Source organism: Salinimonas iocasae (genome assembly GCF_006228385.1).
Lineage (GTDB): Bacteria > Pseudomonadota > Gammaproteobacteria > Enterobacterales > Alteromonadaceae > Alteromonas > Alteromonas iocasae.
In genome coordinates, this window is record NZ_CP039852.1 from 3,323,733 (window position 1) to 3,346,754 (window position 23,022).

At 48.4% G+C, this 23,022-nt stretch carries 23 protein-coding genes; 15 read left to right on the top strand and 8 right to left on the bottom strand.

Annotation, left to right across the window (positions count from 1 at the left end; translation table 11 throughout):
• Nucleotides 1–4 precede the first annotated feature (4 nt).
• From ispF to rpoS, 7 genes are all read left to right on the top strand, one after another.
• Complete coding sequence (ispF, locus tag FBQ74_RS14760) at nucleotides 5–484, top strand: 2-C-methyl-D-erythritol 2,4-cyclodiphosphate synthase (protein ID WP_139757387.1); 480 nt, start codon at nucleotides 5–7, stop codon at nucleotides 482–484.
• Complete coding sequence (truD, locus tag FBQ74_RS14765; protein ID WP_139757388.1) at nucleotides 484–1,533, top strand: tRNA pseudouridine(13) synthase TruD; 1,050 nt, start codon at nucleotides 484–486, stop codon at nucleotides 1,531–1,533. Before ispF ends, truD begins: the two co-directional genes overlap by 1 nt.
• Nucleotides 1,534–1,561: 28 nt before the next feature.
• Complete coding sequence (gene surE / locus FBQ74_RS14770) at nucleotides 1,562–2,305, top strand: 5'/3'-nucleotidase SurE (RefSeq protein ID WP_139757389.1); 744 nt, start codon at nucleotides 1,562–1,564, stop codon at nucleotides 2,303–2,305.
• A gap of 40 nt (nucleotides 2,306–2,345) precedes the next feature.
• Nucleotides 2,346–2,981 carry a protein-L-isoaspartate(D-aspartate) O-methyltransferase gene (locus FBQ74_RS14775; protein ID WP_139757390.1) on the top strand — a complete coding sequence of 212 codons (636 nt, stop codon included), beginning with the start codon at nucleotides 2,346–2,348 and terminating at the stop codon, nucleotides 2,979–2,981.
• Entirely contained in the window at nucleotides 2,978–3,559 is a 582-nt protein-coding gene (locus FBQ74_RS14780) for a YqaA family protein (RefSeq protein ID WP_139757391.1), read from the top strand. Before FBQ74_RS14775 ends, FBQ74_RS14780 begins: the two co-directional genes overlap by 4 nt.
• 5 nt (nucleotides 3,560–3,564) lie before the next feature.
• Nucleotides 3,565–4,437 carry a peptidoglycan DD-metalloendopeptidase family protein gene (locus FBQ74_RS14785; RefSeq protein ID WP_139757392.1) on the top strand — a complete coding sequence of 291 codons (873 nt, stop codon included), beginning with the start codon at nucleotides 3,565–3,567 and terminating at the stop codon, nucleotides 4,435–4,437.
• A gap of 83 nt (nucleotides 4,438–4,520) precedes the next feature.
• Nucleotides 4,521–5,507, top strand: a complete 987-nt coding sequence (gene rpoS / locus FBQ74_RS14790; RefSeq protein WP_139757393.1) for an RNA polymerase sigma factor RpoS — start codon at nucleotides 4,521–4,523, stop codon at nucleotides 5,505–5,507.
• A gap of 169 nt (nucleotides 5,508–5,676) precedes the next feature.
• Here the strand turns inward: rpoS and folA are convergent, their stop codons facing one another.
• The 4 genes from folA to rplU all read right to left on the bottom strand — a co-directional run bounded on the left by folA (nucleotide 5,677) and on the right by rplU (nucleotide 8,133).
• Complete coding sequence (folA, locus tag FBQ74_RS14795; RefSeq protein ID WP_232371932.1) at nucleotides 5,677–6,174, bottom strand: type 3 dihydrofolate reductase; 498 nt, start codon at nucleotides 6,172–6,174, stop codon at nucleotides 5,677–5,679.
• Between the two features lie 12 nt (nucleotides 6,175–6,186).
• Nucleotides 6,187–7,344: an Obg family GTPase CgtA gene (cgtA, locus tag FBQ74_RS14800; protein WP_139757394.1), complete on the bottom strand. Its 1,158-nt coding sequence runs from the start codon at nucleotides 7,342–7,344 to the stop codon at nucleotides 6,187–6,189.
• A gap of 204 nt (nucleotides 7,345–7,548) precedes the next feature.
• Nucleotides 7,549–7,806, bottom strand: a complete 258-nt coding sequence (gene rpmA / locus FBQ74_RS14805; RefSeq protein ID WP_139757395.1) for a 50S ribosomal protein L27 — start codon at nucleotides 7,804–7,806, stop codon at nucleotides 7,549–7,551.
• Between the two features lie 15 nt (nucleotides 7,807–7,821).
• A complete protein-coding gene (rplU, locus tag FBQ74_RS14810) occupies nucleotides 7,822–8,133 on the bottom strand; it encodes a 50S ribosomal protein L21 (RefSeq protein ID WP_018982928.1) in 312 nt (103 codons plus the stop codon).
• 486 nt (nucleotides 8,134–8,619) lie between these two features.
• Here rplU and ispB point away from each other — a divergent pair, with 486 nt between their 5' ends.
• Entirely contained in the window at nucleotides 8,620–9,594 is a 975-nt protein-coding gene (ispB, locus tag FBQ74_RS14815; protein ID WP_139757396.1) for an octaprenyl diphosphate synthase, read from the top strand.
• 69 nt (nucleotides 9,595–9,663) lie between these two features.
• Here ispB and FBQ74_RS14820 read toward each other — a convergent pair whose 3' ends face one another.
• Both FBQ74_RS14820 and pepQ read right to left on the bottom strand, forming a co-directional pair.
• Nucleotides 9,664–10,347, bottom strand: a complete 684-nt coding sequence (locus tag FBQ74_RS14820) for a ZIP family metal transporter (protein ID WP_139757991.1) — start codon at nucleotides 10,345–10,347, stop codon at nucleotides 9,664–9,666.
• A gap of 60 nt (nucleotides 10,348–10,407) precedes the next feature.
• Nucleotides 10,408–11,724, bottom strand: a complete 1,317-nt coding sequence (pepQ, locus tag FBQ74_RS14825) for a Xaa-Pro dipeptidase (protein WP_139757397.1) — start codon at nucleotides 11,722–11,724, stop codon at nucleotides 10,408–10,410.
• 225 nt (nucleotides 11,725–11,949) lie between these two features.
• On the opposite strand from pepQ, the gene FBQ74_RS14830 reads away from it, so the two are divergent.
• Nucleotides 11,950–13,131 (top strand): FIST signal transduction protein, encoded by a 1,182-nt coding sequence (locus FBQ74_RS14830; protein WP_139757398.1) that lies wholly within the window; start codon nucleotides 11,950–11,952, stop codon nucleotides 13,129–13,131.
• Nucleotides 13,128–14,534 carry a sensor histidine kinase gene (locus FBQ74_RS14835; RefSeq protein WP_139757399.1) on the top strand — a complete coding sequence of 469 codons (1,407 nt, stop codon included), beginning with the start codon at nucleotides 13,128–13,130 and terminating at the stop codon, nucleotides 14,532–14,534. Before FBQ74_RS14830 ends, FBQ74_RS14835 begins: the two co-directional genes overlap by 4 nt.
• 3 nt (nucleotides 14,535–14,537) lie before the next feature.
• On the opposite strand, the gene FBQ74_RS14840 is transcribed toward FBQ74_RS14835, so the two are convergent.
• Nucleotides 14,538–16,601: a transglycosylase SLT domain-containing protein gene (locus FBQ74_RS14840; RefSeq protein WP_139757400.1), complete on the bottom strand. Its 2,064-nt coding sequence runs from the start codon at nucleotides 16,599–16,601 to the stop codon at nucleotides 14,538–14,540.
• Nucleotides 16,602–17,043: 442 nt separating this feature from the next.
• Here FBQ74_RS14840 and fadB point away from each other — a divergent pair, with 442 nt between their 5' ends.
• Together fadB and fadA are read left to right on the top strand one after the other, a co-directional pair.
• On the top strand, nucleotides 17,044–19,194 hold the full coding sequence (fadB, locus tag FBQ74_RS14845) for a fatty acid oxidation complex subunit alpha FadB (RefSeq protein ID WP_139757401.1): 2,151 nt from the start codon (nucleotides 17,044–17,046) through the stop codon (nucleotides 19,192–19,194).
• Between the two features lie 17 nt (nucleotides 19,195–19,211).
• A complete protein-coding gene (gene fadA, locus FBQ74_RS14850) occupies nucleotides 19,212–20,375 on the top strand; it encodes an acetyl-CoA C-acyltransferase FadA (RefSeq protein ID WP_139757402.1) in 1,164 nt (387 codons plus the stop codon).
• Between the two features lie 38 nt (nucleotides 20,376–20,413).
• Here fadA and FBQ74_RS14855 read toward each other — a convergent pair whose 3' ends face one another.
• On the bottom strand, nucleotides 20,414–21,388 hold the full coding sequence (locus tag FBQ74_RS14855; protein WP_139757403.1) for an integron integrase: 975 nt from the start codon (nucleotides 21,386–21,388) through the stop codon (nucleotides 20,414–20,416).
• A 143-nt stretch (nucleotides 21,389–21,531) separates the two neighbouring features.
• On the opposite strand from FBQ74_RS14855, the gene FBQ74_RS14860 reads away from it, so the two are divergent.
• The 3 genes from FBQ74_RS14860 to FBQ74_RS14870 all read left to right on the top strand — a co-directional run bounded on the left by FBQ74_RS14860 (nucleotide 21,532) and on the right by FBQ74_RS14870 (nucleotide 22,932).
• On the top strand, nucleotides 21,532–21,981 hold the full coding sequence (locus FBQ74_RS14860; protein WP_139757404.1) for a hypothetical protein: 450 nt from the start codon (nucleotides 21,532–21,534) through the stop codon (nucleotides 21,979–21,981).
• A gap of 132 nt (nucleotides 21,982–22,113) precedes the next feature.
• Entirely contained in the window at nucleotides 22,114–22,476 is a 363-nt protein-coding gene (locus FBQ74_RS14865) for an Imm41 family immunity protein (RefSeq protein ID WP_139757405.1), read from the top strand.
• A 156-nt stretch (nucleotides 22,477–22,632) separates the two neighbouring features.
• Nucleotides 22,633–22,932, top strand: a complete 300-nt coding sequence (locus tag FBQ74_RS14870; protein ID WP_139757406.1) for a hypothetical protein — start codon at nucleotides 22,633–22,635, stop codon at nucleotides 22,930–22,932.
• The last annotated feature ends 90 nt before the right edge of the window (nucleotides 22,933–23,022 follow it).

Below are 23,022 nucleotides of genomic sequence, written 5' to 3' on the forward strand. Positions count from 1 at the left end.
CACTATGCGAATTGGTCACGGCTATGATGTACACAAATTCGGTGGCGATGGCCCCATAGTCATTGGCGGAATGACTATCGCTCACGAACAGGGGTTATTAGCCCACTCCGATGGCGATGTGCTGCTACATGCATTATGCGATGCAATTTTAGGCGCCGCTGCGTTGGGTGATATTGGCAAACATTTTCCTGATACTGATGATGCCTACGCAGGTGCCGACAGCCGCGAGCTTCTGCGCCATGTGATGAAAGTGATTGAGGCAAAAGGCTACAAACTTGGCAATGCTGACATGACAATTGTTGCACAGGCGCCAAAAATGGCGCCGCACATTGATGCGATGCGCGAACATATTGCGCAGGATTGTCGGGTTGACGCTGATGCGATAAATGTTAAAGCAACCACCACTGAAAAGCTGGGGTTTGCCGGACGCAAAGAAGGCATAGCAGCACACGCCGTGGTTCTGTTAGATAAAGTGGCCCGCTAATGAAGCTTTCAACCAGTCACTGGCATTATCTTTACGGTGAACCTACTGCCATCGCGCTTTTTAAACAGCACGCTGAAGACTTTGTCGTGGTCGAGGACCTGGGTTATCCCCTGTCCGGCGATGGTGAGCATCAGTTTATACTGGTAGAAAAGGTCAATGCGAACACGGCATTTGTTGCTGAGGCACTGGCAAAATACACCGGGCTGCCGCTTCGCAGTGTGACCTATGCGGGTCGAAAAGATAAATACGCCCTCACCCGCCAGTGGTTTGGCCTGCATGCGCCGGGCAAAGCAGACTTTGATTTCAGCGGCTTTACCTTACCCGGCGTACAGGTGCTTAGTCAGACACGTCACAATAAAAAGCTTAAAACCGGTCAGCTTAGGGGAAACCGGTTTACTATCACGCTGCGCGAAACAAAAGATAGCGATGCATTGATAGAGCGCCTGATAACTGTCAGAGATAATGGCGTGCCTAATTACTTTGGCGAGCAGCGCTTCGGCGTAGTACGTGCAGATGAAAACGTTGAACGCCAGGAAGGGGGCAATCTGATTCTTGCTGCGCGCATGGTTGAGGGTGAAACAATCCGTAACCGCAATAAGCGCTCCATGGCCTTATCTGCCCTACGCAGTCATTTATTCAATAGCCAGCTCAGCGCACGGATTGAAAAATCCTGTTTTGACCAGGTGCTACCCGGCGATGCACTGATTCTGAAAGGCTCAAACAGCTTTTTCATTAACGATGGATCGGACCACACGGTACAGCAACGCTATCAGACTAAGGATTTGAGTCCGTCTGCAGCAATGTGGGGGGCCGGAAAACAGGCCACGACTGCAGATGCTCTGGCACTTGAAAACGAGGTGGTCAGTGCGTTTCAACCGGTAGCAGACTTTCTGGCTAAGGCTGGGCTTAAGCAGGAACGTCGTAGCATAAAAATATGGCCGGAAAATCTTGAATGGGAACAGCAAGGTGATACATTTACTGTTTGCTTTTCGCTACCCAGCGGATGTTTTGCAACGTCTGTTATTCGTGAGTGCGTTATCACTGACTAATTAATGTATAACTGACTATGGAGTCGCTATGAGAATTCTCCTGAGCAACGACGATAGTGTATTTGCCAAAGGCATAAATGTACTGTTCAACGCGCTGAATGAAAAGCATGATGTCACTGTTATCGCCCCTGACCGTAACTGCTCTGGTGCCAGCAATGCCTTATCATTGCATCAGCCACTTCGCATTCAGCAGTTGGATAACGGATTTTACTCAGTCAACGGCACGCCCTCTGACTGTGTTCATGTTGGTGTAAACAGTTTCATGGATGACGAGCCAGAGCTGGTAGTTTCGGGCATAAATCATGGCGCGAACCTGGGTGACGATGTTATTTACTCAGGCACTGTTGCTGCAGCCACTGAGGGACGTTACATGGGGCTGCCGGCCATCGCTGTATCGCTGACCAATCATGAGGGCAACCATTTTGAAACTGCCGCGCAGGTCGTGCTGGATATAATAGATAAATTACAGCAGCATCCGCTTGAAGCTAATCAGATACTGAATGTGAATGTGCCTGATGTGCCGTATAATTCACTTAACGGCATAAAAGTCACCCGTCAGGGTCGTCGGCATCGTGCGGAAGGTATGGTAAAAACCAAAGATCCGTTTGGTCGTACAATTTTCTGGTACGGTCCGGCAGGCGCTGAGCAGGATGCTTCGGAAGGCACAGATTTTCACGCTATCGCCAATAATTATTGTTCAGTCACACCGCTGGATGTGGATATGACTGCACACAACAGCCTGGAAACTATGAAAAACTGGCTGGATAAATAACAATTATAATTAGTTTTTTCGTCAGGAAACGAATACTGCAATGAGAACGTCGAGAAAAGGGGAGACACTCGCTGAATTGCTTTACCAGGAAGGTGTAAGAAATCAGCAGGTACTTAACGCGATTGCCGCCACACCGCGCGAGTTGTTTCTACCCGATGCGCTTAAACACAAAGCTTATCAGAATACCGCCCTGCCAATAGGTCAGGGTCAGACTATTTCGCAGCCCTATATCGTTGCCCGAATGACTGAATTGCTGCTTGATGCAGCGAATCAGCCAAAGAAGGTGCTGGAGATAGGAACGGGGTCGGGGTATCAGACTGCCATTCTGGCACAATTATTCGATAACGTTTTCAGCGTTGAGCGAATAAAAAGCCTGCAATTTCAGGCCAAACGCCGGATGAATCACCTGGACTTGCATAATATTGCTATGAAACACGGTGATGGCTGGCGTGGCTGGGCATCAAAAGGTCCGTTCGATGCGATTATTGTTACCGCTGCAGCAAGCCGCATTCCTGATGATTTGCTGGCGCAGATCGAAGACGGTGGCCGGCTGATCATTCCGGTGGGTAACGAACAACAACAACTTTTATGTATCGATCGGATCGATGGTGAGCTGCAGACACAAACGGTTGAATCTGTACGCTTCGTCCCGCTGGTCGAAGGAGATCTTCTTTGAAAATATTCCAGCCTTGTTATGACCTGGCTATTCGTTGGTCCCGCCACAAACACGCCAGTCGTTATCTGGGCGGACTAAGCTTTGCAGAATCTATGTTTTTCCCTATCCCCCCTGATGTCATGCTGGCACCCATGTCGCTTTCACAGCCTTCACGGGCATGGTATTTCGCCATGCTTACCACGCTTGCCAGCGTGCTTGGAGGTATTGCCGGATATTTGCTGGGTTACTTTGCGTTCGAGGCATGGATAGAGCCCCTGATTGTTTCAGCAGGCTATGGCGATAAAATGGCGCAAGCCACAGGTTGGTTTAAAGAATACGGTATCTGGGTCGTATTTCTTGCTGGATTTTCGCCCATCCCCTACAAAGTCTTCACGATAAGCGCCGGTGTAATGCAAATGGCGATTATCCCCTTTATTATTGCCTCAGCCATTGGTCGTGGTGCGCGCTTCTTTCTGGTTGCGGCACTAATGAAATGGGGCGGCGCAGCCATGGAAGAGAAGCTGCGACAATATATCGAAATATTAGGCTGGATCGCCGTCGGCCTGGTCATCGCTGCCTACTTTATTTTGAAAGGCTGATTCTGATGCTGAGCAGAATCTGGTTGTATCTGCTCGTTTTGTCGAGCGCGCTGTTATTAAGCAGTTGCGCTTCCGATCATACCCCTGCCCCGGTTGTTACATTAAATAGCCAGCCAGATCCTAAAGATTTTCACTATTCCGGCGATACCTATACTGTTAAATCAGGAGATACCCTGTTTGCAATTGCCTGGTACGCGAATATGGATTACCGGGACATCGCACAGTACAACGGATTGCGTGCACCTTACGGTATTTATCCCGGGCAGAAACTGCGTCTGACGCAGCCCAAAACTGTTGCAAAAGCGCCCAATTATCGTACAAAAAGCAAACCAACCGTTTCTGGTCAGACCTCAGTATCGAAGCGAAAAAATACAGTTGACCGACCTAAGAAGCAGGCGTATGGTGATCGTAAAAATAATGTTAACAACCAGACGGTTAAGCCCGCCAAAAGTGTGACGCCAAGCGTCAAAAACACGTCGCGAAAACAGTTTCCAGACCGTGTTGCGCAGTGGGTTTGGCCCGCATCAGGTAAGTTAATTGACACATTCAGTCGGAACGAATCCGGAAGAAAAGGTATAGGAATCTCTGGGGCCAGGGGAACAGCAATAAAAGCTGCGGCGTCAGGGAAAGTTGTCTATGCCGGAAATGGCCTGAGAGGCTACGGTAACTTAATAATTATTAAGCATACTGATAGTTTTCTAAGTGCATATGCGCACAACGATCAGATCACTGTAAAAGAACAGCAGTGGGTGAAAGCAGGGCAGACGATCGGCAGTATGGGTGATAGTGGCACGAACCTTGTAAAGCTTCACTTTGAGGTTCGTTACAGAGGCAAATCTTTGGATCCGCTTCGCTACCTTCCTCAGCGATCAAAATAACAATAAACAATAAACAATAAACAATAATAAGAGATACAAAGGAGAACATTTGAGGTAATTAAATTTACGCAGGAGATGCCGTCATGGGAAAAACAAAAACCCCAAAGACACAAAAGCCTCACGAAGATATCGATGAAATGGATGATATCGTCGTACAAGATGAAATGTTAGATACCAGCGATGATGACAGCAATGATGTTTTCATTACGCAGGAAGAAACCAGCAAAAACCTGGATGCCACTCAGTTATATCTGGGTGAAATAGGGTTTTCCCCACTACTTACCGCTGAAGAAGAAGTGCATTTTGCACGTCGTGCGCTAAAAGGCTGTGAAGCCTCTCGCAAGCGTATGATTGTCAGCAACTTACGCCTTGTTGTTAAAATTGCCCGTCGTTATAACAATCGTGGTCTTGCGCTGTTAGATCTGATTGAAGAAGGTAACCTGGGATTGATCCGCGCGGTCGAAAAATTCGATCCTGAACGCGGATTCAGATTCTCAACCTATGCGACATGGTGGATTCGACAAACTATCGAACGCGCTATCATGAATCAGACCAGGACAATTCGCCTGCCTATTCATGTAGTTAAAGAATTGAATGTTTACTTGCGTGCTGCCAGAGAACTGTCTCAAAAACTTGACCATGAGCCTACCGCTGAAGAAATCGCCCGGGCATTGGACAAGCCAGTAGAAGATGTCACTAAGATGCTTCGCCTGAATGAGCGTATTACATCGGTAGACACCCCAATAGGCGGTGAGAACGATAAAGCGCTGCTGGATATTCTTGCCGACCAGCATGAATACAGCCCCGAAGAAAACCTGCAGGATTCTGACATTAAGTCGAATATTGTAGGTTGGCTGGAAGAGCTTAACCCTAAACAACGGGAAGTACTGGCCCGACGTTTCGGCTTACTGGGATACGAACCCTCTACGCTTGAAGATGTTGGCGCTGAAATCGGGCTTACGCGCGAGCGTGTTCGTCAGATTCAGGTAGAGGCACTACGCCGACTTCGCGAGATGCTCAGCCACCAAGGTTTGTCTCTTGAGAGCCTGTTTGAGCATATGGGCGAGTAATCGGTTAACTAGCTAACCATATACAAAAAAACCGCTTAGCGACCCTAAGCGGTTTTTTATTTTTGTAAGTAAAGATTTGTTCTTATTCGCTATTCACACCTTTGAGGTATCTGTCGGCTCGCGCTGATAAAGTGCAGACCTTCCCTTCTCTGGTGCGTTTTAGACCCGATTAGCAACGCTCCAACGTGACAAAGCGATAGCTATAAGGATTTTTTTCGTCTGCAGTATGCGCTTCTGTAGCCACTTCCTGCCAGTGATATTGCGTGTAATCCGGAAATTGCGTATCACCCTCTACGTCAGCATCAATGAATGTCAGATAAAGAGTATCTGCACGCTCCAGTAACGCACTGTAGATGCTTCCGCCGCCGATAATCATAATCTCACCAGCAGCATCAGACAATCGCTCAGCCTGTTCCAGCGCCTCATCAACAGAACGAGTCACATGGGCGTCACCCGGTGCAAAGTCATCCTGTCGGGTAATGACAATATTCGGGCGGCCAGGTAGTGCTCTACCTATCGACTCATAGGTTTTACGACCCATGACCACCGGCTTTCCCAGGGTAACCGATTTAAAATGACGAAGATCAGCTGGCAAATGCCATGGCATGTCATTATCGGCGCCGATGATGCGATTGGCGGCCATAGCGGCTATCATTGCTATTTTCATTGGCGACGACCTTTATTTACGGTATTCAACTTCAACGTCGTAGTCGTCTTCATCCCAGTCATCATCATCATCGTCAACGTCTGCATCAGCCAGCGTGTTTTTATGATAGGAATCCCACTTGAAATTCACCTCTTCGTCAGTTTCCTCTTCCACTACTTCAGCTGGCATATCTTCGATAAACTTCATAACTTCGTTACAAAGCTCGTCGGTATTCAGCTTCTGGAAAGCAGAGATGTGATAAACACGGCCATCCCATTCAAGCTCATTGGTAATGCGCTCTACGAGTTCTTCAACTTCTTCTTCAAGCAGTAAGTCTACTTTATTAAAGACCAGCCAGCGTGGCTTTTGTGCCAGTTTGGGGCTGTATTTTTCAAGCTCGTTAGTAATGGTGCGAATATTCTCTATCGGATCGCTGCCATCGACTGGCATCAGGTCCACAAGATGCAGCAGTACGCGGCAACGCTCCAGATGCTTAAGAAAACGGATACCCAGGCCGGCACCATCGGCGGCACCTTCAATCAGGCCAGGAATATCTGCAATGACAAAGCTGCGTTGCGCATGTTGTCTTACCACGCCCAGATTAGGAACCAGCGTGGTAAACGGATAATCTGCCACTTTAGGTTTAGCTGCAGAAACAGAACGTATGAATGTAGATTTACCAGCATTTGGCATACCCAGTAATCCAACATCAGCCAGTAGCATCAGTTCCAGCTTAAGATTGCGTATCTCACCCGGCGTACCATTGGTTTTCTGGCGTGGGGCACGGTTTACACTACTTTTGAAGCGCGCGTTACCTAAACCATGGAAGCCACCCTGGGCGACTTTAAGTTTTTGACCGTGACGGGTTAAATCACCCAACGTTTCGCCTGTTTCCGTATCGGTAGCACGTGTACCGACCGGTACCTTCAGCGTTAAATCAGACCCTTTACGGCCGATACAATTGCTGCCTTGTCCATTTTGACCGCGTTCAGCACGGTGAAAGCGTTCAAACTGATAATCAATCAGCGTGTTCAGGTTCTCATCTGCTTCCAGATAGACATTGCCACCATCACCGCCGTCACCACCATCCGGGCCGCCTTTAGGGACATATTTTTCACGTCGAAAGCCAACTACGCCGTTGCCGCCATCGCCAGCTTCAACACGAATTTCAGCTTCATCAACAAATTTCATTTATAACTCCGGATGTTTCCAGTTATGCCTGTGTAACAGGCTAGCTGTGATGCGTTGATCAGTTTATGAATACTAAGTTTACACTAATGCCTGGCATGCATCACGATATTGACAGGATTTGATACACAACGGGGAAGAGAAGAAACAAAAAACCCCGCTAGCGCGGGGTTTTTTCAAAGCTTTTTAAGCAAAAAGCGTTTGCGCTTATTCTGCTACAATGCTTACGAACTTACGGTTCTTAGGACCTTTAACGTCGAACTGAACCTTGCCGTCCTGAAGTGCAAACAATGTATGGTCTTTACCGATACCAATGCCGTCACCTGCGTGGAAACGTGTACCACGTTGTCTAACGATGATGTTACCAGCAAGAACAGATTCACCACCAAAGCGTTTAACACCAAGGCGTTTACTTATGGAATCGCGACCGTTTTTAGTACTACCACCAGCTTTTTTGTGTGCCATGTGTTCGTGCTCCTCTTATGCGTTGATACCAGTGATTTTCACTTCTGTGAACCACTGACGGTGACCCGCTTGCTGACGGGAATGCTTACGACGACGGAACTTGACGATTTTGATCTTTTCGCCACGACCGTGTTGTACAACCTCAGCAGTAATTTTACCACCAGCAACTAAAGGGGTGCCGATCTTAACGTCGTCACCGTTACTAACCATCAATACGTTATCGAATTCAACAGTCTCGCCTGGCGCGACTTCGATCTTCTCTAGACGAACGGTCTGGCCTTCAGCCACACGGTGCTGTTTACCGCCACTTTGGAAAACCGCGTACATATTCTACTCCGCTCTGCGTCACTTGACGCTTCAATTCAAAAAACAGGGCGCGAATGATACGTGAAACATGCTTTAACCACAACCCCACATCGCATAAAATTTGGTTATTTTTCGCACCGGGGTCATGAAGACGTACAATTCGCAGTTCAGGCGCGCGAATTTAGCACAAAATCAGCGTTTTGTGCACTGCAAAAATAGCAAATCAGCATCTGTGTAATCGTATCAATCTGTAAAGATCGCCAAATGATCGCACTGCGATCTTGATTTCGAAAGCGGCTTAGTCAGCAAAAAATTTAAAAAGACCCGCTCCGCTTAATTTGTCAGGCCACCGTCTGATAAACCGTACTTTTTATAATCATCCTGTGCATAGAAAATCCTGAATACGATTATCAGCAGGTTTTTAGGACAATCTGGTGGCAGTGACGTGCGATTAAGGTACAATCGGCTGCAAACCCAAATACCTGTCTTTATTTTTTGCCGATGCATATGGACTTAGAGCAAATCCGGGCGCTGACTGCTGATGATATGAAGGCGGTCAATCAGCTGATTCAACAGCAAGTCGACTCTGATGTTTCACTGATTAACCAGCTTGGTTTCTACATTGTAAATAGCGGGGGCAAACGCCTTCGTCCGCTGCTGAGCGTGCTGGCTGCACGCGCTATGAATATACAGAATAACGACCATCATACGCTGGCAGCGATTATCGAATTTATTCACACAGCAACGTTGCTACACGATGATGTGGTAGATGAGTCAACACTGCGTCGGGGCCGTGAAACAGCCAATGCAATTTTTGGCAATCAGGCCAGTGTACTTGTCGGTGATTTTTTATATACCCGATCATTTCAGATGATGGTCAGCCTTAAGCGTATGCGCGTGATGGAAATTCTGTCTGAAGCAACAAACCAGATTGCTGAAGGGGAAGTGTTGCAGCTTATGAACTGCAATGACCCTGATACCTCCGAAAAGCGCTATTTCGACGTCATCTATGGCAAAACAGCTCGCTTGTTTGAGGCGGCCACGCAGTTATCCGCGATACTGACCGATCAGTCGCAGGATATGGAGCGCGCCATGCAGGATTATGGCAAGCATCTGGGTACGGCTTTCCAGCTTGCTGATGATATTCTCGATTACGCAGCAGATGCTGAAGAAATGGGTAAAAATGTGGGTGATGACCTGGCTGAAGGTAAACCGACACTGCCCTTATTGTATGCGATGTGGAATGCGCCCAGCGCACAGGATAGTGAGCTGATCAAAGAGGCAATCGAAAAAGCGAATGGCCTGCCTCAGCTTTCACGCATTCAGCAAATTATGGGGCAAACCGGCGCACTTACCTATACGCAGGACTGCGCAATGAAAGAGATGCAACTGGCTATAGACAGTCTGGCTCCGGTGCCTGACTCTCCCTATAAAGACGCGCTGATTGGACTGGCGCACCTGGCGGTAGCCCGCACTAAATAGCTGTAACACAGGCATGGCTTTTCAATAGCCTTGCCTGTTTTAATCCCGAAGGCATTGTTGCCACCGGTATCATGCAGCGCCGCCTTCCAGCATATATCCCACCATGCCGATTAAAAAACCAATAATTGCACCTAGCGGTGGCAGCCAGGAATTTTGCATTCTGACCTGAGGTGCAATGTCCTGAAATACCGAATACAGGATTCCCCCCGCAGCAAATAACATTATTCCCCCTACCAGCGTGGTGAATTCGGCCAGAAAAAAGTATCCAACCAAAGCCATCACCGGCCCGAGCAGGGCAAGCACAGTAAACTTTAAGATAAGAGATTTGGGTGAACGGGACCCGGCTTCACGCATTTCCCGAAAAGCATTAAACCCTTCAGGTAAATTCTGAACAGTTATAAGCACACCAATAAGCAATGTGCTGCCACCCAAAGCAGCGGCAGTGCCCAGAGCGATAGATTCAGGAATAAAGTCACTGAGCATTGCAGCCAACTGGCTGGCGGGTGTTTGGTTGGCGGCCAGATAGCGGTCCAGCGCCATAAAGCTTAGCGCCCCACCCAGTAAACAGGCTGCGGCAGGAAACGTCGTCAATTCCTTCGTACCTTCTGGAACAAGGACCAGCGCTACTGCAGAGACCAGCGCCCCACCGCCAAGCGCCATCACACCGTGCCGGAACTCTTCTTCCAGCCAGCGAGGCTGTAGATTTTCTATCTTGGCCAATAAGGCACCGGCTGGCATTGCCATCCCCGCCATTGTTGCAATTAGAATCAGATAAACAATATGCGAGTCGGGTGATGGCAAAGCAAAGGCTCCTTACAAATCAAGATCCCGGGTCATGTTTTCGTTCTTGTCCCGGTGCACGATAATATTATCTTCGATACGGATACCGCCATAAGGGCGGTATAAATCCACTGTATCCCAGTTAATATATTTAGATGCTTCGGTAGATTTGAGATCAGCAAGCAGACTGTCGATGAAATATAATCCCGGCTCAATGGTAAAGACCTGCCGCGGCTCGACCATTCGTGTGCAACGTAAGAACGGATGATCATCCGGTGACGGTTTGGGTGTGCCGCGATCATCATTAAACTGCCCGCCCACATCGTGTACCTGCAGACCCAGGAAGTGACCAATGCCGTGGGGGAAGAATGTGCGGGTTATGCCCTGCTCTACGATATCCTGTGGCTGTAGATTGACCAGGCCGACGTCATGCAGGATCTGCGCGATTCCATCATGGGCCAGCAAATGAATATCGGTATAGCCAACATTCGGTTTGAGCGCCTCGCCCAGCGTTACCGTTACTTTATCCACCCGCTCAATCAGCTCTGCGAAGCGATCGTTTTCACGGCTGTAAGTACGGGTGATATCCGCGGCATAACCATGGAAATTCGCACCGGCATCAATTAAAAAAGAGCGGTTATATGCCGGCGCGTCAGTATCACACTGCATGTAATGCAAAATAGCGGCATGTTCATTCAGCGCAACGATACTGTTGTAAGGCACATCGTTGTCGCCCTGACGACTGGCCTGCGCATAGGCCAGGTTAATATCAAATTCGCTTTTGCCTTCGTGAAACGCTGCGGCAGCCGCTTTGTGGCCCGCCACCGCCAGTTTGTTGGCTTCGCGCATGCAGTCCAGCTCATAATCGGTTTTATAAGCACGCTGATAATGAAGATAATGCAGCACGCGATCAGGGTTAACATTTTCAAACCCCAGTGCTTTGGCTACCTCGATGTATTCGCCAATGTAGGCAAAACGCGGCTTGTCATACGGTAAATGCTTTTCTACTGCATCAGCCTGTTGCAACATGACTAAATCGAAGTGCTCTGTCCAGAAGTCGTTTGGCTCAGGCGGAACTTTATGCCAGAAATCCACCGGACGATAAAAAATCAGTTTCGGCTTTGACTTGCCGTCGACCACCAGCCAGCAATTAGGGTTATCCACCACCGGCACCCAGGCTTTAAACTGCGGGTTCACTTTGAACGGATAATGATTATCATCCAGAAACAACCGCTTTCCCTGACCAGAATGAATCACCAGACCATCTAATCCTTCCCGTTGCAACGCCTCTGCGGTTCGCTGCTGCAATGTGTTAATGTGTGCCTTATAGGTGGATTCAAAATTCGACATAAAACCTCTTTGAAGTTGGTCTGAAAAAGGGATGTATAATGCCTACTGTAACATTCACAGTAGGATTACTGCCAGTTATTGGGCCCCGCACATCTGTAACATACCGCCTGGTGAGCATTCACCATTAGACTAAATTTGCCTGCTTACCGATCACATATTCAGCACTTTTAGCTATAGTTTACACGCGGCGTTAAATCAGCCAACGGTAATCAGGCAGGAGCAACTATGGAAATAAAGGTTTCGTGGGGCAGCAATGACGATGTCGATGTCTTAACAGACAGTGTTTTGAATACGTTTACCTCATTAGAAACCGCCAGCATGGCGGTGGTCTATTTTAACTGCCGACACGACGCGGAACACCTTCGCACGGCGTTAGCTGAACGCTTGCCCTGCCCGTTTATGCTGGCATCATCCTCGAACGGTGTTCTGGCAAGTACGCCTGAAGGTGCCACTGCCCGCGCTGATCTTGCTATTATGCTGCTGTATGACAAAGCCGGAAACTATGGCTGTGCCAGTTTACCGATTAGTGAAGACATGCCTGGGCAAGATGCCCGCCTTGCACTGCAGCATGCTTTACGCGATAGCGGCGCGCAGTATGAAGCCCCCTCGCTGCTCTACTGTATTTTTCCCTCAGGCAAAGAAGAAATATTATTAAAAGGCATTGCCGAAGAAGTGGGCGAGAAAATACCGGTATTCGGTGGCACCATGGCCGATAATGACGTGTCCGGACACTGGTACACCGGCGCGCATCAGAGCGGCTCTGACCATCACATGACCGTGGCCGCCATGTTTCCCGGCGCACCTGTCGGTGTAAGCTACAGCTCAGGTTATCGTCCCGGGCCACACATATGTAAAGTGACCAAAGCTACGGGGCGAATTATTGAGACCCTTGATAATGAACCCGCGGCTCAGGTATACAACCGGCTCACCGGCGGGCAGATAGAAACCGCTTTATCCGGTGGTCCTATTCTTTCCCTGACCACCTTGCATCCCTTCGGCCATAAAATCAGCCACAGTGGCGGCATTTCAGAGTACCTGCTAAGTCACCCTGATGCGGTCACGGAGCACCAGGGCCTGTCAGTATTTTCAGATGTTGAGCAGGGTACAGATCTGATTGTCATGGAAGGCAGTGAAGAGAGTCTGATAGCCCGTGCCGAAAAGGTAATTGAAAATGCCATTTCATTGTTACCTCAGGATACGCCACCTGCCGGTGTATTACTGGTGTATTGTGCAGGCTGTATGTTTACTATCGAAAATCAGCTGGCGCGGATGCTTGATACATTATCTACGCGATTTACCAATATTCCCATTCTGGGCATCTATACCTTCGGCGAGCAGGGGCATTTCCTGGATGGTCACAACCGGCACGGCAATCTGATGATCTCGGCAGTGGCGTTTGGCAAATGAATGATAAGTACGAAGACGTTGTAGAAAACCTAAACCTGGTCTACCGATTAAAGGAACAGGCGCAGGCGCTGCATAATCAGTCGGAACTGATGCTACGGGGTGTCAGAGCGGTATTGGATGCTGAGCATCCCGAGGCACTGTATCAGCGCATGTTTGATAACTTCAGCCAGATTATCCCCCATACAACCTGTCTCATTCTGGAACCGTTTAATGCTACTCATCTGCGCTGCAGTTTCTCGACACTGCCCGAGATAGTGGATCAGCAGTGGGAAATTGGCGAAATGCTGACAAAGGTCATCGGGGGCAAAACGCTGGCGATGTACAATGTTGCCCGCCACCCAACCTGGCAGGACGTACCTCTGGCCCGGGATACACGCATCAAAAGCTTGTTGATGAGCCCCTTTATCGTAAAGGATGAGCTTAGCGTTATTGTATTTGCTCACGAGGAACTTGGCTTTTATACCGATGAACATGTACAGATAGCCAAGCGCTACCGGGAATTTACCGAACAAACCCTGCTAAGTGTGAACGCCCGTTTACTCGCTATGGCGTCTGAACAGCTGAAAAAAGAAAAAGAACAGGTCGAGCAGTCGCTTATCGCTTCTGAAAAAATGGCCTCGGTAGGGTTACTGGCTGCCGGCGTTGCGCATGAAATAAATAACCCGGTTGGCTTTGTTGCCAGTAACATCGATTACCTGAAAACGTCCGTACCCACGCTTATCGACTTCTGCAAAACGCTTGAGGGCGCTTTTGAAAAAGGGTCTCAGGCTGATTTGGCCGCACTACAGGCTCAATACGAACAGCACCAGATCCCGCAGCTACTCGATGACATCTGCGATATTTGTGAGGAATCTGAAGAGGGCCTCATCCGGGTGGCTAACATCACCACCAGTCTGAAAAGTTTTACCCGTACGGATGTCGGTGACCAGGAACATTTTTGCGTGAATCAGGCTATTGAGGATACGCTGCCACTGGTCAACCCGGAACTGAAGCACCACGTCAGTATTGAGCTTACCCTAAATGACGTTCCACCGGTTGTCGGCAGTGCCCGAAAGTTAAGTCAGGTGCTTATCAATCTGATGATGAATGCCGGTCAGGCAATATGCGGACAGGGGGTAATTCAAATTGAGACCACGCGTGTGACCAGTGCCCTTCCTGCGCCGGGCGGTTTCAGCGATCAGGTGATTATCCGTGTAGAGGATAACGGGCCGGGTATGTCAAAGCAGGTACGTGAGCAGATTTTTCAGCCGTTTTATACCACCAAACCGCCCGGCGAAGGCACCGGGCTGGGTTTGTATATTTCAATGAATATTGTTGAGGCCATGGGCGGCCATATCAGCGTAGAGAGCGAGGAGAACCGGGGCACTGTATTCACCATACGGCTGCCGGTTCCTCATACCTGATAATTAATCCGGTGCCAGTTGCATCGCCTGACGACGTGAGTCCATGCGCTCAGCCGAAGGAATAGCACTTTCTGCAAGCTGCTGAAACAACGCGCTGGGCGCCCCAAGCTGATACTCATAAATATACCGGTAAGCCATCACTGCTTTAACGTAATGGCGGGTTTCCTTATAAGGGATATTTTCAATCCAGATATCGGTTTCCATGGCTGTGGTTTCCGGTAACCACTCCAGCACTTTTCGCCAGCCAGCATTGTACGAGGCAGAAATCAGCACCGGATTATCTCCCAGCTTGTCACCCAGATAACGCAAGTACTGCACGCCATATTGCAGATTATTGGCCGGTTCAAACAAGGCTGTACGATTCAGCGTAGGAATATTACTCTGACGGCGGGCATCAGCATTGCGCTGGGCCAGATACCGGGCAGTACCGGGCATTAACTGCATTAAACCTGCTGCCCCCGCCGGCGATACTGCATCAGCTCTGAACGAGCTTTCACGGCGTGCAATGGCCATGGCGAATGCAGGTTGCACATTGTATGTTTCACCCACAGAGGTGAATTCGTTGGCGTAAGCCAGAGGGAATCGCTTTTCGATATCGTTAAGATAGCCGCTGCGCGAAAAGCTGATAATAGATTGGTCATACCAACCCCACTCACTGGCCAGTAACGCGGCATCTTTTACGTTAGCGGTATCGATGTGGGTGAGCAGATAATACCACTCACGGCGCGCTTCTAACTGACGCCCCATTTGCAAAAACTCGTAAGCACGCTGCGCACTGGGCAGCGTTGCTACTGTCTGAATAGCCTTGGCGTCGTGGGGTGCAGGTTTGTGCAACAATGCCGGTTTCTGCCCTACCTTGGCGCTGGCCAGAAAACCATAATAATGACGCTGTCCAGCCAGATCGTTATACAACTCATCGGCCTGCTCGTGATAGCCCTGTGCTTCCAATGCCCGGGCCTGCCAGTACATAAAGTTATCGTTACGACGCATGCTCTGAGGTGCGGTATTAATCAGTGCTAACACATCCCCCCATTTACGCTGGCGCAGTAAATAGGATAAGTGCCAGCGCTTCACATCTTCCTCGGCCCCTTTTACATCAGCAAGACGCAACCACTCACCGGCATCCGGCTTGTTATCGATGGCTTTACTCAGTGCAATGACACGATGAATTGCCATTAGCTCATCATCACTGAATAGCTTCTTCTGTGAATAATGATTGTAGGCTTTTACCGCTTTATCGCTGTCCTGCCAGGCCAGGCGTTTAAGGCCGTATACCACCATTGGCTGTTCATAGTCAGGATGGGAAAAACTATAGCGACTGAACGATAAAATGTGCGCCGGATTGTTTCGCACCGCTAACCAGCGGTCAGCCAAATGTTGTACTGAAGCAGGCAGTTTGCGCTTCAGGTAAGGCACCAAACGTGGGTTTCCGCTGGTTGCGGCTTTTTCAATCCGCCCCATAACCATTTCTTCGGTCATCATGCCTGCCCGTTGCCACTGCCGGAATACCGGATCGCACTCATCAGGCTGTGACTGACCATTCAGCCAGATAGGCTCAACCTTGCTGAGCCAGTAGCGCGGATTGCGGGCATCTTTTAGCTGATATTGCAGGTACTGGCAGGTAATGGTGGCGCCCAGTCCGTCCCGGTAGTTGGCTAAAAATGCTGATCGTGCACCTTTTTCGGCCAGATAGCGCAGCCATGATGAGCGCATGCCGTAGCTGGCGGGACGGCCATCATAGCGCGATAAAAATTGCTCAATCTCATCACGATGCACCAGATCCATTTGACGGTATAAGCGCTGCCGTTCCAGATACGGATACAGCGGGTAGCCTTTTAAATGAGCGTATTGCTGTTTCAGGCCATCCAGCGATGCATAAGAAACCGTACGCAGTTTTTCTTCAAAAAACTCATACTGCTCACGTTTTGCTGACTGACCGGCATCCGGCAAAATGCTGGTTGCACTGGCACTACTACTGCTCAGACAAAGTAAAATAAACGACAGCGACCAATGGCCCGGGCGCCTGTTCTGAAGAAAAGAAAAAGAAAAGAGTTTGCTTAACTGCATGATGCCATCCCGTAAGAACGCCTGCTACCTGACCTGCCTTCTGCTATAGCAATCCAACATCAGGGGATTTTGGGCAAAGTGTTGCACAAATATTCTGCAAGTATGAACAAGTATAGACAAAGAAAATAGTGTTTCTGTCGAATTTAATCTTTGCATCGACCCGACAACGAGAAACTTTAGCCGAACCATTGCCAAGGCTCGCCTGTATACCTATTCTGGTAAATTATTATACAGTTGTGAATGATAAATTCGACCTTGAATTTGCAACACTTTGACGCCATCTGTAGAACAAATTGAAACGCGCGTTTGAATTTTTGTTGAATTTTTCTTTTTGTTTGTCAAAAATCAACCCACCCTAACGCGTTAATGTGTGACAGTGGAACGATATTCGGGTTCAACTGACTAAGCATTAGCAACCCGGCCATCGCCGAAGGAGAATAAAATGATATATGAAGGCAAGAGTCTGGCAGTCAAACTGCTGGATGACGGTTTTGCTGAACTGGTATTTGATGCCCAGGGTTCAGTAAATAAGTTTGATCGCCAGACAGTCACCGAACTGGATGAAGCTACCGTTGCGCTTAAAGATCGCAGCGATGTTAAAGGTGTACTGGTACGCAGTGCTAAATCTACATTTATCGTAGGTGCTGATATTACCGAGTTCACTGCATTATTCAGCGCACCTGAAGATGAAGTACTGAGCTGGGTTGAGAAAACCTCTCAGGTATTCGATCGGTTCGAAGATTTGCCTTTCCCTACCATTGCTGCGGTAAATGGATTTGCACTGGGTGGCGGCTGTGAAATGGCGCTGGCCTGTGACATGCGTGTTGCTGACACCTCAGCATCTATCGGATTACCAGAAGTGAAGCTTGGCCTGATGCCTGGTTTCGGCGGTACTGTGCGCCTGCCTCGTGTTATTGGTTCTGACAATGCCCTTGAGTGGATGACAACCGGTAAAGATCGTAAAGGTCAGCAAGCGCTGGAAGAAGGTGCGGTTGATGCAGTTGTTGCACCAGATGCATTAGCCGATGCAGCGTTAGCTATGCTGAAAGACGCCGCCGCGGAAAAACTGGACTGGCAATCTCGCCGGGCCCAGAAAAAAGCGCCGCTGCAATTAAATAAAAACGAAGCCACTATGAGCTTTTCAACCGCTCAGGCAATGGTCGCCGCGAAAGCCGGTAAGCACTACCCTGCCCCGCACCTGATGGTAGAAACCGTTCAAAAAGCCGCATCGCTTGATCGCGATGGCGCGCTGAAGCTGGAAAATCAGGGCTTTGTAAAACTGGCGAAAACCGATGCGGCACAAGCGCAAATCGGTATTTTCCTGGCTGACCAGCAGGTTAAAGGCAAAGGCAAAAAGCTGGCGAAGTCGTCAGATAAGTCGATTGACCTTACCGCTGTACTGGGTGCCGGCATCATGGGTGGCGGTATCGCTTACCAGAGCGCCGTTAAAGGCACGCCGGTCATCATGAAAGATATTAATCGCGATGCACTGGATCTGGGCTTAAAAGAAGCCGCTAAGATCCTGGGTAAAGGCATGCAGCGCGGTAAAGTGGATGCCACCAAAATGGCCACCACCCTTAATGCTATTACCCCAACACTGGAATACAGCACGTTAAAAGATGCTGATTTGGTGATTGAGGCGGTTGTTGAGAATCCCAAAGTAAAAGCATCGGTCCTGCAGGAAACTGAAGAGACGGTTTCAGATGACGCCATCATCTGTTCAAACACCTCGACCATCTCTATCGATAAGCTGGCCGAAAGCCTGAAAAAACCAGAACGCTTCTGCGGCATGCACTTCTTTAACCCTGTGCACCGTATGCCACTGGTAGAAATCATCCGCGGTAAAGATACCACTGATGCGACCGTGAATGCTGTGGTAGCCGCAACGATGAAAATGGGTAAAACCCCTATCGTGGTTAATGACTGCCCCGGCTTTTTGGTCAACCGCGTGTTATTCCCTTATTTTGCTGGTTTCAGCAAGCTGGTATTAGATGGCGCTGACTTCACAAAAGTCGACAAAGTCATGGAAAAAGATTTCGGCTGGCCAATGGGCCCGGCGTACCTGCTTGATGTGGTAGGTATGGACACGGCGAATCACGCTGCCGGTGTAATGGCTGACGGCTTCCCAGAGCGTATGGAGTCCATTGAAAACGACCCGGTTACGCTGATGTACAACGAGAAGCGTCTTGGCCAGAAAAATGGCAAAGGCTTCTATAACTACGGCACGGATAAGCGTGGTCGCCCCACCAAAGATGCTGCCGATGAAGCATACTCGCTGATTAACCAGCATGCTGCCTCAGACCAGTCGTTTGAAAAAGATGAAATTATCGCGCGCCTGATGATTCCAATGGCCAACGAAGCGATTCGTTGTCTGGAAGAAAACATCGTGGGTAGTGCGGCAGAAGCAGATATGGCACTGCTGTACGGTTTGGGCTTCCCGCCATTCCGTGGTGGTGTATTCCGCTGGATAGAAACCATGGGGCTGGACAAGTTCGTTGAACTTGCCGACAAGTACGCGCACCTAGGTGCGATTTATCAGGTCACAGACGGCGTTCGCAAGATGGCCGCTGATGGCAAATCCTACTTCGCTTAATCCCCAAGGAGAATAACATGAAAGAAGTCGTCGTTATCGATTGTATTCGTACCCCCATGGGTCGCTCCAAGGGCGGTGTTTTTAGAAATGTGCGCGCCGAAACCTTATCAGCGCACCTGATGACAACCTTACTTGAACGTAACCCTAATCTTGATCCGACTGAGATCGAGGACATCATCTGGGGTTGTGTACAGCAAACCAAAGAACAGGGCTTTAACATTGCCCGTAACGCGCAGTTGCTAACCGATATTCCGCGTAGCACCAGTGCGGTAACCGTTAACCGCCTGTGCGGTTCATCTATGCAGGCATTGCATGATGCTGCCAAAGGCATCATGACCGGCAACGGTGATGTGTTTATGATTGGTGGTGTGGAGCACATGGGTCATGTGCCTATGAACTACAACCTGGATTTCCACCCTGGTCTGGCGAAGCATACTGCTAAAGCTTCAGGCAATATGGGTATGACTGCAGAACTGCTGGGCCGCCAGAACGGCATCACCCGTGAAATGCAGGACGCCTTTGGTGCCCGCTCTCACCAACGTGCAGCGAAAGCGCACGAAGAAGGTCGCTGGGCGAATGAAATCGCACCTATCGAAGGGCACGACCAGAACGGCGCGCTGAAAATGGTAGATTACGATGAGGTTATCCGCCCTGAAACCACGGTTGATACGCTGGCTGGTTTACGCCCGGTGTTTGATCCGGTGAACGGTACGGTAACAGCAGGTACGTCGTCAGCCATTTCAGACGGCGCCTCTGCCATGCTGCTGATGTCAGCAGATAAAGCCAAAGCGCTTGGACTTAAGCCGCGCGCTAAAATTCGTGCCATGGGTGTTTCTGGCTGTGATGCCGCAATTATGGGTTACGGCCCGGTGCCTGCCACACAAAAAGCACTGAAACGTGCCGGCATGAGCATGGACGACATTGAGCTTGCCGAGTTCAACGAAGCCTTTGCCGCGCAGGCGCTCTCGTGCATTAAACAGCTTGGCTGGCTGGATAACTATGATGAAAAAGTTAACCTAAACGGTGGTGCTATTGCACTGGGTCACCCACTGGGCTGCTCAGGTGCGCGTATCAGCACAACGCTGCTTAACCTGATGGAAGCGAACGACAAGTCTGTCGGTCTGGCCACCATGTGTATTGGTTTAGGTCAGGGTATCGCGACGATCTTTGAGCGCGTGTAACTGACTAAATAAGACTAAAAGGGCCTTCGGGCCCTTTTTTATTTTGGCGGCACAACGGATACCAATGGGCTAACGACGGCATTACCCCCGCGCTGCATAACATGCGTGTAAATTTGAGTCGTTTTGACATCGGTATGGCCAAGTTGCTCCTGAACAGTACGGATATCCGCACCTCGCAGTAGTAAATGCGTTGCAAAGCTATGGCGTAATGTGTGTGGCGAAACCGATTTATCAATTTTTGCATCGTATGTCGCATTTCGTACCGCGCGTTGCAACTGCTTTTCATCAATATAATGACGTCTTAATTGCTGCGACTCCGGGTCGATACTTAACTTTGCTGCAGGGAACAGATACTGCCAATTTGGCCTGAATCGCTCAGCGGGATACTTTTTTACCAGCTGATGCGGCATCCACACGCCAGCATACTCGGGAACCGTGCAATCCTGTTGGGTTATCTGAACCACACGTTCACACTGTGTTTTTAATAGCGGGATAAGTGAGTCTGCAAGCGTCACGACTCTGTGCTTTCCTCCTTTGCCGTTCCAGATTCGCACGCATTTAAAATCAAAATCAATATCTTTTACCCGCAACCTTACACATTCCATGAGCCTCAAACCGCTCCCGTAGAGCATTGCTACGGGCAAAAAATGCCTTTCGCTTACCATGCCAAGCAAACGGTTCATCTCTTCGACGGTAAGTACCACCGGCAATTTACGTGGCCTGCTGCTGTTTACAAAATCAAGATCTTTGGCGATATCAATTTTCAAATACTTCTGATAGAGAAAAACCAATGCGTTTAACGCTGTAGCCTGGGTACTTGCAGAAAGATTTCGCCTGACCGCAAGCTGAGTCAGATAGGCCTCAATATGACTACTATCCAGCTTTGAAGGGTGACTGTAATTATGAAAGCGAATGTAGTCGGCAATCCAAATCAGATAAGTGCGAATTGTGCGTTTTGCATATCGCTTCATCATCATGAAGTTGCTTACGTCGCGAATAAACTGTGATTTCATATAAAAATAAAAACAGAATATTTAAGTTAGTAACGTGCATCTACTGACCCTAAGATGGGTTAGAAAAAGTCCATCCCACTTTGGGGTATTTCACGCCAGAGAGTAGATGGTGCAAAAAATTTTGTTTGAGGATACTATGAGTTATGGATTCACGCCCGAAGGAAAACGGTGTAAATGATTACCCCGTTTCGGGTGATATTAAATTGTTATACGCAAAGATGAAGTTTCGTAGAAAAATTTATATCAAAGTTTATCAAGATCGATTTGTGAGCCGAAAATTTGGTGAAGAGCACGAAGAAATTACTTTGTGCAATGAATTATCAAACTCACGAACATTGCTGGGTGACTGGAGGACATTAGAAAGCTCTCTGGTGCAGGTATTGAGTAAGCATTGCCAATTAATTCATAAAATTTATAAGCCGGTTCTTCTTATCCATTTAATTCCAACTTTTGAGGGCGGTTATACCACGTCCGAATTGAGGTTATTTCAAGAGCTTGGTAAATCAGCAGGTGCTCATTTCTGCTTTATGTGTGAGGATAAGTATGGTCCGTTATCAAATGAGCAAATAAAGGCAGTTTTTCGGGTTCTTTAGCTTTTTGCGTATAACAATCAAATTAAGTCGCTCGCGGGCTCGCTGGGACACAAACATGGCGGTTGTGTCGCTACGCTCCGATTATAACCGCCATGTTTGCGCCCCTTATTTGGGTGTTAGCAGTCATTGCTTATGAATCAACTAAATAGAAATTTTGTATTGAGTAAGGAATTCTCAGAAAACTCTTTCATAAGCATTTTTCATGAAAGCCAAACTTGGAACGATGTTGAATACTTTAAACTAGAGAATTATCTTTATGAGGAGTGCGAGAAGCACTTGAGCGTCAGTGTCATTCCAAGAGAAGTACTATGGCCAGCAATTCGTATCTATAGTTACTTATCAAATGCTATCGGTTGTCATCTTGACCCAAATGATGGGTTTGAAATTATTGGCATAAGCCAAAAGCAGCTATATCAAAGACGTGAAAGGTTACAGCTGGTATTCGAAGGATTTTTTCAAGGTGAAATGCCAGCCAAGAAGTATATTGGATATTAAGCTAAATATACTGCTAACAAAAAAATTATGTCGTGCGCAGGGCGCACTGGGACGCAAAAACGTGGGCTCGCGCGTGGCGCGATGATTTTAACCCACGCCTTTGCGCCCCATATTTAAAAGTTAGCTGATTAAATCAACCGCTTATAAGGAATATAAATGCAAGATGCCACTTTAAAATCGATTACAGCCACATTTCAAAATGGTGTTGCAAAGGCTGATGGGAAATTCTGGATTACGGAAACTGATATTCATTTCGCCCCATATAATAAAGATTATGGGCTTGGGCCTCTTAAAATTGAAAGAAGCTCAATTTCAAAAGTAAAAAAATGCTCAGGTAAAGGTGCAGGTATTCTACCTATAACATTTGATGCAATTGAAGTTTCATTACTTGATGACAGTATATACCAATTCATAGTGTCAAATCCTAATGAGTTAGTCGTACTCCTGAGCAAATAATCAGCTAACAAACGCATTAAATCGCTCGCAAGCTCGCTGGGACGCTAACACATGGGCTGCGTCACTTCGTTCCTATTTTAGCCCATGTGT

Bases quoted from the DNA above. Each gene is read 5' to 3' on its own strand.
- FBQ74_RS14820 (WP_139757991.1), bottom strand. From the start codon at position 10,347: ATGGCGGGGATGGCAATGCCAGCCGGTGCCTTATTGGCCAAGATAGAA.
- FBQ74_RS14860 (WP_139757404.1), top strand. From the start codon at position 21,532: ATGGATTCACGCCCGAAGGAAAACGGTGTAAATGATTACCCCGTTTCG.
- fadB (WP_139757401.1), top strand. From the start codon at position 17,044: ATGATATATGAAGGCAAGAGTCTGGCAGTCAAACTGCTGGATGACGGT.
- FBQ74_RS14785 (WP_139757392.1), top strand. From the start codon at position 3,565: ATGCTGAGCAGAATCTGGTTGTATCTGCTCGTTTTGTCGAGCGCGCTG.
- rpmA (WP_139757395.1), bottom strand. From the start codon at position 7,806: ATGGCACACAAAAAAGCTGGTGGTAGTACTAAAAACGGTCGCGATTCC.
- rplU (WP_018982928.1), bottom strand. From the start codon at position 8,133: ATGTACGCGGTTTTCCAAAGTGGCGGTAAACAGCACCGTGTGGCTGAA.
- FBQ74_RS14855 (WP_139757403.1), bottom strand. From the start codon at position 21,388: ATGAAATCACAGTTTATTCGCGACGTAAGCAACTTCATGATGATGAAG.
- surE (WP_139757389.1), top strand. From the start codon at position 1,562: ATGAGAATTCTCCTGAGCAACGACGATAGTGTATTTGCCAAAGGCATA.
- FBQ74_RS14775 (WP_139757390.1), top strand. From the start codon at position 2,346: ATGAGAACGTCGAGAAAAGGGGAGACACTCGCTGAATTGCTTTACCAG.
- FBQ74_RS14870 (WP_139757406.1), top strand. From the start codon at position 22,633: ATGCAAGATGCCACTTTAAAATCGATTACAGCCACATTTCAAAATGGT.
- FBQ74_RS14865 (WP_139757405.1), top strand. From the start codon at position 22,114: ATGAATCAACTAAATAGAAATTTTGTATTGAGTAAGGAATTCTCAGAA.
- FBQ74_RS14835 (WP_139757399.1), top strand. From the start codon at position 13,128: ATGAATGATAAGTACGAAGACGTTGTAGAAAACCTAAACCTGGTCTAC.
- FBQ74_RS14840 (WP_139757400.1), bottom strand. From the start codon at position 16,601: ATGCAGTTAAGCAAACTCTTTTCTTTTTCTTTTCTTCAGAACAGGCGC.
- ispF (WP_139757387.1), top strand. From the start codon at position 5: ATGCGAATTGGTCACGGCTATGATGTACACAAATTCGGTGGCGATGGC.
- folA (WP_232371932.1), bottom strand. From the start codon at position 6,174: ATGAAAATAGCAATGATAGCCGCTATGGCCGCCAATCGCATCATCGGC.
- ispB (WP_139757396.1), top strand. From the start codon at position 8,620: ATGGACTTAGAGCAAATCCGGGCGCTGACTGCTGATGATATGAAGGCG.
- rpoS (WP_139757393.1), top strand. From the start codon at position 4,521: ATGGGAAAAACAAAAACCCCAAAGACACAAAAGCCTCACGAAGATATC.
- fadA (WP_139757402.1), top strand. From the start codon at position 19,212: ATGAAAGAAGTCGTCGTTATCGATTGTATTCGTACCCCCATGGGTCGC.
- truD (WP_139757388.1), top strand. From the start codon at position 484: ATGAAGCTTTCAACCAGTCACTGGCATTATCTTTACGGTGAACCTACT.
- FBQ74_RS14830 (WP_139757398.1), top strand. From the start codon at position 11,950: ATGGAAATAAAGGTTTCGTGGGGCAGCAATGACGATGTCGATGTCTTA.
- pepQ (WP_139757397.1), bottom strand. From the start codon at position 11,724: ATGTCGAATTTTGAATCCACCTATAAGGCACACATTAACACATTGCAG.
- cgtA (WP_139757394.1), bottom strand. From the start codon at position 7,344: ATGAAATTTGTTGATGAAGCTGAAATTCGTGTTGAAGCTGGCGATGGC.